At 69.2% G+C, this 10588-nt stretch carries 7 protein-coding genes; 2 read left to right on the plus strand and 5 right to left on the minus strand.

Annotation, left to right across the window (positions count from 1 at the left end):
- The 5 genes from E1261_RS38980 to E1261_RS39000 form a co-directional block, all read right to left on the minus strand.
- A partial coding sequence (locus E1261_RS38980) for a PIG-L deacetylase family protein (protein ID WP_132414778.1) occupies window positions 1-706 on the minus strand: 706 nt, incomplete at its 3' end.
- Window positions 707-708: 2 nt separating this feature from the next.
- Window positions 709-1500 carry an SDR family NAD(P)-dependent oxidoreductase gene (locus E1261_RS38985; protein ID WP_165952800.1) on the minus strand — a complete coding sequence of 264 codons (792 nt, stop codon included), beginning with the start codon at window positions 1498-1500 and terminating at the stop codon, window positions 709-711.
- Window positions 1501-1518: 18 nt separating this feature from the next.
- Window positions 1519-4509, minus strand: a complete 2991-nt coding sequence (locus E1261_RS38990) for an AfsR/SARP family transcriptional regulator (RefSeq protein ID WP_132414780.1) — start codon at window positions 4507-4509, stop codon at window positions 1519-1521.
- An 80-nt stretch (window positions 4510-4589) separates the two neighbouring features.
- On the minus strand, window positions 4590-4841 hold the full coding sequence (locus E1261_RS38995) for a hypothetical protein (RefSeq protein WP_132414781.1): 252 nt from the start codon (window positions 4839-4841) through the stop codon (window positions 4590-4592).
- A gap of 96 nt (window positions 4842-4937) precedes the next feature.
- Complete coding sequence (locus E1261_RS39000) at window positions 4938-5483, minus strand: hypothetical protein (protein WP_238176708.1); 546 nt, start codon at window positions 5481-5483, stop codon at window positions 4938-4940.
- A 231-nt stretch (window positions 5484-5714) separates the two neighbouring features.
- Here E1261_RS39000 and E1261_RS39005 point away from each other — a divergent pair, with 231 nt between their 5' ends.
- Both E1261_RS39005 and E1261_RS39010 read left to right on the plus strand, forming a co-directional pair.
- Window positions 5715-6677: an LLM class F420-dependent oxidoreductase gene (locus E1261_RS39005; protein WP_132414783.1), complete on the plus strand. Its 963-nt coding sequence runs from the start codon at window positions 5715-5717 to the stop codon at window positions 6675-6677.
- Between the two features lie 116 nt (window positions 6678-6793).
- Window positions 6794-10381 carry a S8 family serine peptidase gene (locus tag E1261_RS39010; protein ID WP_132414784.1) on the plus strand — a complete coding sequence of 1196 codons (3588 nt, stop codon included), beginning with the start codon at window positions 6794-6796 and terminating at the stop codon, window positions 10379-10381.
- Window positions 10382-10588: the final 207 nt, after the last annotated feature.

Raw genomic sequence — 10588 nt, forward strand, 5'->3', positions numbered from 1 at the left:
GGTCGGAGGGCCAGGGGATTCGGCGGTCGGTGAGGCAGGGGCGGAAGGACTCGGCGTGCGGGACGAGGAGGCGGCGGCCGGTGAAGCGGTCCTGCTCGGCCATCTGGTCGGCGTAGTCCTCGCCGCCGCTGAGTTCGCGCATGACGTCCATCTGGCTGCGGTGCCGGCGGATCAGCTCGGCCTTGCGGTCCGCGTGTTCGGGGCCGAAGGCAACGAAGTGGGTGGCCTCGAAACCGTGGCCTAGCCCGGGATCGACGTACCAGATGCGTGGTGCGTGGGCGAGTACGCCGGGGCTGGGGGCGAACGATGAGAGCGGCGCGAGCAGAGCGCTGTCGGTGACGAGTTTCGCGGTCAGGACGTGGTCGGGGTTGTAGTCAGTCGTCCAGTGCGTGAAGACGACCTCGGCCCCGACCTGGCGCAGCGTGCGGATCAGGTCGGTCCGCAGTTCGGCGTCCTCGATGACGAAACCGTCTTCGCGCGCCAAGCTGATGTAGTCGGCATCGAAGTACGACGCGACCTCCTGCATCTCCACGGTCCGGATCTCGGCGGCCCGCCGCTGCTCCTCTGGCGGGTGGTACGGCAGCCCCTTGTCGCCGGTGGTGATGGTCACGAACGCGAACTCGTGCCCAGCGTCGCGCAGCCGCAACAGCGTGCCCAGGCAGCGCATTTCGTCATCGGGGTGGGCGAACACGCAGACATACTTCATGGTCAGAGTCCTCGGAGCCGAGCGAGTGAAGTGGACAGCGCACCGTCGACAGTCAGGAACGAGCCGGAGATGTACCCGGCCGCCTCCGAGGCCAGGAAGCCGACCGCAGCCGCGACCTCCTCCGGTCGGCCGTGCCGGCCAAACGGCAGTAACTGACCCGCAGCCTTGAGCGCCTCGGCGCCGTGGAACACCTCTTCGCCGGGAGTCGCGATCCACCCCGGTACGACGGCGTTCACCCGGGTCCCGCGGTCCGCCCACTCGTGGGCGAGCGTCCGCACGACCTGCCCGAGTGCGCCGTGCGCGGCGTTGTACCCAAGGCAGTTCGCGAACGGCTGCGTCTCGTGCAGCGACCCGATCGCGACGTACGACGCACCCGGCGCGGGCGTCAATGCGCGGAAGAACTCGAAGGCACCCACCGGCCCGACCATCAGGCTCTGCACCAGCGAGTCTCTGCTGAGTTCGACCGCCGGCGTGTGCTCCTCGTAAGCCACCGCATAAACCGCGCAACCAACCGGCCCGAGCTCCGCCGCCCGCGCTCCTACGATCTGCCCGAACCCAACATCACCAGCATCGGCCGCCAGTGCCACCGCCCGCCGTGCTCCCGGGCCTGGGGCGGTGGTGGGATGGGCGCCCGCGCCGGCCTGGTCCCGATCGGCCGCGGCGATTTCCTGCACGGTGCGTTCGGCAGCTGCGAGGTCGCGGTCTACACAAAGGACTGTGTCGTAATGCTCGGCCAGCAGACGCGCGCACGCGCCGCCGATTCCCCCTCCGGCCCCCACCACGACAGCCAGCATGCCGACCTCCATGTTTCGCTATTCCGAAGAAATCTCCAGCAAATCGTATCCAACGACCGAGGGAAGCTGCAGATCGTCGACACCGATTCCGAGGTCTCGCAGCAGGACGACAAGTTCCGAGTGCTGTTGGCCGGCTCGATCCTGCTCGCCCAGGGCCGCGTGGACCGCAGCGAGTCGGACCAGGTCGTGGGCGAGCTCGAGCCGGACGCCCTCGCGCCGATGGCGGAGTAGGGCTCGCTCGAGCAAGGGCGCCGCCTCAGCTGCTCGCCCACGGGCGAAAAGGATGTCGGCGCGCAGGCGCAACTCCGCGTCGGTCGGCTCCGAGTCCCGGGTGCTCGGGCTGACCGAAGCCGGGCTGTCGTCGAGGAGGCGTTCGGCGCGATCGATGTCGTCGGCGCGCAACGCGATGGCCGCTCGGGTCTGGGCAACGTCGAGAAGGACGTTGCGGTCCTCCAAGGGGTTGGCGAGCTGTTCGGCCTCGTCCAACGCCCGCTCGGCCGCCGCCAGGTCACCGGTCAGTGCGAGGCAGTTGGCGTAGGTGGTGAGCCAGATACTCAGTCGCCGAGACGGTCCGTGCACGCGTTCAGCCTGCAGATTCTCAGCGACCAGCGCCGCGCCACGGACCGGGTGTCCGGTGCGAGCCAGCATCAGGCCGAGGTGTCCGCGTGCCAGGGCCACCATCTTGGTGTTCTGGCCTGCCATCGCGAGGGATGTGGCTTCTTCGAACCGTGCCGTCGCCTCCTCGAAGCGACCGAGCTCGCGCAGTGCACAGCCGAGCTGCACCAGGGCGCTCTGCTCCATCGACCCGGCATCGAGCTTGCGGGCGACGGCGAGCTGCGACTGGGCCAGATCGGCCAGCTCGGAGAATCGTCCGGCCTCGGCAGCGGTGTGGAACAACGACCGCAGGACACCCCAGCGCAGTACCAGGTCCGAACAGTCGACGACCCGCCGCAGCAGCGCCGTACGGACGTGCGTCTCGCCGCGGACCACGAGGTAGCCGTCCGAGCGCAGGGTGAGGGCAGCTGCCAGATCGAGTTCACCGGCGCGCTGCAGTGCGTGGACGACGTCGCGGATACTCGCGATCTCCGCGTCGAACCAGGCTGCGGGTTGCTCCGCGGCGACCGAGACCCGACAAGGCGGGAGACCCGCCGGGATCGTGGCGCCGTCCGGACCGATCACCGGGCTCAGTCCGTGACCGAAGCCCTCGTCGGCCTGCGCAGCCAGTCCCAGCCACGCCATGGCGGCGGTACGGCGACAGCGCGCGACAGCGCTCTCGTCCTCCTCACGGACAGCGCGCTCGCCGGCGAACGCCGCCACCAGGGGATGCAGGGTGAACCGGAGCTGTCCCGCGGCATCACGACCGCACGGCTCGACGAGATGGACGTCGACAAGCTCGTCCAGTGCCCGCGAGCCCAGGAGTACGTCGTCCTCCAGCACCACGCCGGCGAACCATGCCGGCCAGGTCGTCACCGAAACAGCGGCGACCCGTCGGAGCAGTCGCTGAGCGGGTCCGGACAGGTGTCCGTCGTACGACAGCGCGATGCTGGCCCGAACGTCGACGTCCCCGATCGCGAGCGCGTCCAACCGGATGTGCTCCTCGTTGAGATGGTCGACCACCTCGGACAGATCGACGACACCGGACGCCAGCCGGGCCGCGACGACCATCAGCGCGAGCGGGAGGTGCCCGCACAGCTGCACGGCAGACCGGGCGAGTCCGGCTGCCGGCCCGGCGACGTCTCGACCTGCCTGCAGCAGTTCGACGGCGACCTCGGTCGACAGAGTGGGGACGTTGCGGCGGAGCACGTCGTCGAGGCCGGCGAGCCGGTGCCGCGAGGTGACGATCGCGGCCGAACGCGGCGACGGTGGGAGCAGGTCGCGGACCTGTCGTTCGTCGAGGGCGTCGTCCAGCACCACCAGTACGCGGCGGTTCGCGATCGCACTGCGATAGAGCGCCAGCCGTTCCTCACGTCGAGCGTGGGCCGGCGGAGCGGTGACGCCGAGTGCGCGGAGGAACCGGTCGACGATCTCGTCGGGGTCACGCGGGTCGCGCGTGCCGTCCAGCTCGGCGTACAGGGTGCCGTCGGGGTACCCGTCCTGGACGCGGTCGGCGAGAACGACAGCAAGCGAGGTCTTGCCGATGCCGCCCGCGCCGACGAGCAGCACCGTGCCCGGACGCGGTTCAGGCGTCCGCAGGACATCGGTCAGCCGGCCGAGGATCTCGTCACGTCCGGCCAATGAGATCGGGCGGGGCAGTTGACGGGGCACGTGACGAGGAGCGGCCGACGGCGGGTCGACATCCCGCAGCAGGCTGGAGTGGGTCTCCTGGAGATCCGGCCCGGGCTCGACACCGAACTCGTCGACGAGCCGGCGGCGCAGATCCTGGTAGGCGCTCAGAGCCTCGGTACGGCGGCCGCCCCGGGCCAGGGCGCGCAATCGAAGGTTGTGCAGACCTTCGTGGAGTGGATCGGCGGCCAGCAGGCTTTGTACCGTCTCGAGTACGCCGGCGTGATCGTGCGTGGCGAGCTGCGCCTGGGCGAGTGCTTCCCCGGCCGCAAGCCGCTCGCGGTGGAGCGACTCGCGGGTCGCCGCGGCCCAGTCACCGGACAGGTCGGCGAGGGCGTCGCCGCGCCACAGCGACAACGCGGTGCCCAGTTCGATCCGGGCATCGTCGTACTGCTCGGACTGCAGTTGCTCCCGCCCGCGCAGGACGGACAGCCGGAATTCGTGCAGGTCGAGTCCGTGGTCGGTGAGCGCGAGCTGATAACCCAGCGGGCGAGTCACGATAAGGGCCCCGGCCGGGTCCAGCTTGCGGCGCAGCCGGGCGATGAGGTTGTGCAGTTGCTGCCGGGCGGACCGCGGGGGTCGCGACCAGACCGTGTCGATCAGCCGGTCGGACGGCGTCACCCGGTCGGCGTTGATGAGCAGCATCGACAGCACGAGCCGCTCCCGGCCGCCGAGCGCAACGGGCTCAGCGACTACCTCGACCGGACCGAGAACGCGAAAGTGCACACCACATTCTCGGTCAAGGCCGGGGCACGCAGACCAGCGCTCCCGACCACCGCGAATGGTCAGGAGCCGGCAGGTGCTTCTCAGCTGGTGAGGACGAGGTGCCAGTGCGGGTTGTGCGAGCTGACGTAGGTGCAGCTCCAGGACCAGCCGTAGTACGGGTTGGACGGATTGCCGGTGATGTTCCTGCCGGACTGGTTGCAGGCGGTGCTGGTGCTGAACCACCCGCCGTTCACCGTGGCGGCCGACGCGGTGACGGTGGTGGCGACGGACACCGCCAGGACACCAGCGGCGAGTGCACCGGTCAGCGCAGCAGACTTACGGAACGTGGACATCGTGGCTCCTTCCTGAGGTCCAGCCGGGAGGGCGGACCAGAACGGGATGACGCGCACAGGCTCGCCGAGCACGCTCACCATCGGCTAACCGTTCGCTCACAACCGCACCGGCCGCATGTGCGGCCGCTCGCCACCTACCAGCCGGAACCGCACCAGCTCAGCCGCGGGAACCACCACCTCGACCGGCTCCAGCCGCCGCCGTTCCGCGACCCAGTCGATCAGCTTCGCGGGCTCGGTGATGTCGCCGGTGAAGTGCAGCAGGTTCACGTACCAGATGTCCCGTCGCCCGTGCGGTCGCTCGAACCACCCGTCCGGGCCCAACTCCAGTGCCAGCCGATCCATGAACTCGTCGGCCGCGCCGTCGACCGGTTCCGCAGCAGCCATCACGCTGCCCGGGGTGAGCGTCAGGCCGGTAACCCGCATCCGGTACGGGCCGGTCGCCGTACGGTCCAGGGCGCTCAGGTACCGCGCGCAGGCCGGATCGTCCGGCGGGACCTCGCTGCGGTAACCCTCCAACGCGCGCACGGTGAAGTGGGCCGAACCGAGTTGCCCGGTCTGCCAGTGCCCGGGCCCGGCCAGCGCTGCGGCTTCCACGGTCAGATCGTCGAGGAACGCCGTACCGGCGGGAAGGATCACCGACAACGGCCAGCGTCCGCCCTCCGACGGTGGTTCGTCGCGGGAGTGTGCGCCGGCGGCGATCAGGGGTGCGGCCAGGTCGAAGAGTTCGTCGAACTTGCTGATGGTTCCTCCTCGGATCGGGTGCCGGGGATAGGACGCCGGAAGCGATTCAGAAGTTCTAGTGGTCCGATTGAGAACGAATTAGAGGGCTGGGTCGATGGACCCGGCGCCCTGCTGGTGGAAAGGATGGAGACCATGACTACACGTTTCGGTTTGTTCGTGCCGCAGGGCTGGAAGATGGATCTGGCGCAGATCGCGGATCCGGTGGAGCAGTGGGAAGCAATGACGGCAGTGGCGAAGCGGGCCGACGAGCAGTCCTGGGACTCGATCTGGCTGTTCGACCACTTCCACACGGTGCCCGAGCCGAGTGACAACACGACGTTCGAGTGCTGGACCGCGACGGCCGCGCTGGCCCGCGACACGCAGCGGGTGAACATCGGCCAGATGGTCGGCTGCAACGGCTACCGCAACCCCGCGCTCTACGCGAAGATCGCCTCCACCGTCGATGTCGCCAGCCACGGCCGCCTGTACGCCGGTATCGGCGCCGGCTGGTACGAGCACGAATGGAAGGCCTACGGCTACGAGTGGACCGACGTGAAGCCGCGGATGGCGGCCTTCCGCGAGGCCACCGAGATCATCCACAAGATGTGGACCGAGGACCGCCCCGTCTACCAGGGCAAGTACCACTCGGTCGACGGCCCGATCAACCTCCCCAAGGGCGCCGGCAACCAGAAGCCGAAGCTCTGGATCGGCGGCGGCGGCCCGCAGGTCACCCTCAAACTCGTCGCCCAGTACGGCGACGCCGCCAACATCGGCGGCGGCAACCCCGAGGTGATCCGCGAGAAGGTCGCCGTCCTCAAGGACCACTGCGACAAGCTCGGCCGCGACTACGACTCGATCATCAAGTCCACCGGTATCAACGTCTTCCCCATCGACAAGGGCGACGACCCCAAACTCGCCACCGACCAGGCCCGCGGCCCCCTCGACTGGGACCGCTTCTCCAACGACAACAACATCGAAACGGAGGACGAACTCGCCCTCCGCGTCGAAGCCGCCCTCGAAGCCGGCGCCGACTACGTCATCTTCTACGTCCCCGGCGTCGCCTACGACCTCACCCTGGTCGACCGCGTCGAACGGGTCGCGCAGCGCTTCGCCTGACCACTTTCGGTCATGGCGTGGATAGGACAGAGATAGTTGCGGCCGGTGGCACCCAGCAACTGACAGCCTCCTGAAGGACGGCCTCGCAAAGGTCGGGGCGTCGGGAGGTCTCCCCTGTGAAATCCCGCACTGTGAAATCCCGCCTGTTCCGCCTGACGTCCGGCCTCACCGCGGTGGTGCTCGCCAGCTCCCAGTTGCTGGCGAGCACCGCAGCCCAGGCCATAACGTCCGAAAACACGCCGACCCTGACCCGCGATCCTTCGGACGTTGTCCGTCGAATCACGCTGGTGACCGGTGACATCGCCGAGTTGACCACCAGCTCCACCGGTCAGGTCTCGGGCCGGCTGGTTGGTGATGAGCCGTACTACTTCGGTTCCTTCGACGGCGATCTCAGCATCGTCCCGGCCTCGGCGTACCCGCTGCTCACCGAGAACCGCCTCGACCGCCGACTGTTCAACGTCACCGAACTCGTTGCGCAGGGCTACGACGACAGCGCCACTCAGGACCTGCCGCTGATCCTCACCACGCCCGGAAGCGCGCCGGCCGCCGCGACAGTACGCCGTACGCTCTCGAGCGTCGGCAGTACCGCGGTCACCGTGCCCAAGGCTGCGGCCAAGGCCTTCTGGAAGGGCGCGACCACGCGCCGAACCGCCCCCGCCAAGATCTGGCTCGACGGCCGCACCCACGCCACCCTCGACCGCTCCACGCGCCAGATCGGTGCGCCGACCGCCTGGAGATCCGGGTACGACGGCCGCGGGGTCAAGGTCGCCGTCCTCGACACCGGCTACGACGCGGGCCACCCGGATCTGGCTCAGCAGGTCGTCGCCGCGGAGAGCTTCGTTCCCGGCGAGACCGTGCAGGACCGCCACGGCCACGGCACCCACACGGCGTCGACCGTCGCCGGCCTCGGTACGGCGTCTGCCGGCAGCCGGAAGGGGGCCGCGCCCGGCGCGGACCTGCTGATCGGCAAGGTGCTCGACGACCAGGGCAGCGGGATGGACTCCGAGGCGATCGCCGGGATGGAGTGGGCGGTCAAGCAGGGCGCCAAAGTGGTCAGCATGAGCCTCGGTGGCTGGCCGTCGGACGGTACCGACCCGATGAGCCAGGCCGTGGACCGACTGTCGAAGTCGAGCGGCGCTCTGTTCGTCATCGCCGCAGGCAACGCCGGAGCCGAGGAATCCGTCGGTACTCCTGGCTCCGCGACCGAGGCGCTGACCGTTGGCGCCGTCGACACCGACGACCACCTCGCGAACTTCTCCAGCCGCGGCCCGCGCGCCGGCGACGGTGCGCTCAAGCCCGAGGTCACCGCCCCCGGCGTCGAGATCGCTGCCGCCCGGGCAGCCGGTACGACGCAGGGCCACGTGCTCGACAGGTATTACACCGCGATGAGCGGCACCTCGATGGCGACGCCGCATGTCGCCGGAGCGGCCGTGATCCTGGCCCAGCGGCACCCCGGCTGGACGGGTTCGCAACTCAAGGCCGCGCTGGCGGCGACCGCCGTACCGGCCAAGGATGTCCGGCCGGATCAGCAAGGTCTCGGCCGGATCGACATCCCGAAGGCGCTGGACCCGCAGATCCTCCCGGACACCGCCAATCTGTTCTTCGGTGCCGACAGCAACCGTAAAGTTGCCTATAGCAATAATTCGCGGCACGCGGTGACACTGGACCTGACCGTCGGTGCGAAATCCCCGGCCGGAGTGGCGGCTGCGGTCACGGTCAGTCCGACCCGGCTCACCATCCCGGCAGGCGGTACGGCGTCCGTCACCGTGACGCTCGACCTCGCGAAAACCCGGGCCGCGAAGTACGCCGGTGTGCTCACCGCCCGCGCCGGCGGTACGTCGTACCGGACCGGGCTCGGCTTTGCGGCCTCCGGCCCGCTGAACCAGGTGACGGTGAAGGCGATCGGCCGCGACGGTCAGCCGGTCACCGCGCGCCCCAGTGGCGTCCAGCTCTGGAACCAGGACACCGGCGACGTCACCGCGATCGCCTTCGACCAGACCGGTAGCCGGACCATCGAGGTGCCGACCGGCCGGTACGCCGTGATGGCGTACGCGATGGGTGATGACGAAGCCGGCTGGACCAACTCGGTCACGCTGCTCGGAGATCCCGACGTCTGGATCGGCAGCGACCGCACCTTCACCTTCGACGCCCGGACCGCGCACAAGGTCACCGTGAAGACGCCGCGCCGGGCCGATGCCCAGAGTATCGGGATTGCCTGGCATCGCCAGATCGGTCAACGCGATGCCGTCTCGGGCTGGGCGTTCAGCGAACGGGTCGCCGACGGCGTCTACCTCCAGGACTTCCCGAAGGTTGCCCTGGGCACCTTCCAGGTCGTGCAGCGCTGGGATCTCGCGCAGCCCAAGCTGACCGCGGACGTGACCGGGGCCGGGCAGTCGTTCCGGCTACCGACGCCCGATGAGGCGTCGTTCCGGACCGCGTTCGTCGGCAAGGCGAAGCTGCCACTCGTCAACGGGGGCGATGGGACACCGGGTGAGCTGACCGATGCCAAGGACAAGGTGGCGTTGATCCGCTGGGGCGGCCCCAACCAGACTCAGGCCCAGGTGAAGGCAGCCAAGGATGCCGGTGCGAAGGCCGTGTTCCTGTACAACGAGGCGCCCGGCTTCTGGTCGACCTCGGCCGACGAGGGCATCCCGGTCTACCTGCTGCGAGCTGAGCAGGGAAAGCAACTGCTCGACCTGCTGGCGAAGGGGCCGGTCACGCTGCAGCTCGACGGCCTGCAGGACAGCACCTACCGGTACGAGCTGGCTGTCGGGCCGTCGACGGTGAGTGGACCGATCACCTACGACATCGGCGCGATGCGGCCCGCTGTGGTCACGACCGCGTTCCAGCGCAACGACGCCTGGTTCCTGCACAAGGACCAGCGGATCGCCCATCTTCCGGGGATCGCCGCCGGTCTGACGGCGAGCCGGACGATCGCTGGTCCGGTCACCCGGACCGACTACCTGGCCACCGACCTGCGCGGGGTCACCTGGAACGAGACGACGGCCGCGGGGGAGTGGAACGAGTCGGGGTTCGAGTCCACGATCGCGCGCAGCTATCGGCCCGGCGAACAGGTGACGCGGGGCTGGTGGGAGTCGCTGATGCGGCCGGCGCTCCCGGCCGTGGCCGGCGAGGAGGCCGAAGGCTGGCCGCCGGCGCGGTTCGAGAACGCGCTGCGGATCGCGATCCCGCAGTACGTGAACGGTGATCGGACCATCTACGGCTGGGGCGACCGCGGTGACACGACGTCGATGAAGCTCAGCAGCAACGGCGTCGAGCTGGGAAGCGCGAGCTGGTCGGTGGCGCAGTTCGCCGTACCGGCGAAGACGGCCTGGTACGACCTCACCCTGGACCAGCGCCGCGGTCCGTCCAGCTGGGCGAAGACCTCGACCGCGACGCACACGGCGTGGCACTTCCGCTCCAAGCCGTCGTCCGGGCGAGCTGTGCTGCCGCTGATCCAGGTCGACTACCAGCACACGAACGGCCGGCTCGAGCTCGATCCGGCGTACCAGCCTGGCTATCGCGGCGCCGGGATCTTCCGCACCACCGCCGAGATCTCGTACGACGGGAAGACATGGCACCGGCTGATCCTGAATTCCCACGGCGGAACGCAGGTCCGCCCAGGCGCGGCGGCCGGTCTCCGGGTAACTGTGACCGACCTACAAGGCAACAAGCTGAACCAGACCATCGAGAACCCCTGGTAAGCGTCCTCTTCCAGCCATCGCCGTAAGGACAGGACGTATAAACCTACTAGCCGGCGTCGCCACGCTGACCATGCCCGGCGACGGACCCCAGTAGACGTATACGTCCTGTCCTTCGAACGATCGGACCGCTGGAGCGTCAAAGGGCGACGCCACGGAGCTGGGGGGGAGTAGCTCCGTGGCGTCGCCAGGCGCGCCTAGGGAGGGGTG

Origin of the sequence: Kribbella albertanoniae (genome assembly GCF_004348455.1) — a bacterium.
Classification (GTDB): domain Bacteria; phylum Actinomycetota; class Actinomycetes; order Propionibacteriales; family Kribbellaceae; genus Kribbella; species Kribbella albertanoniae.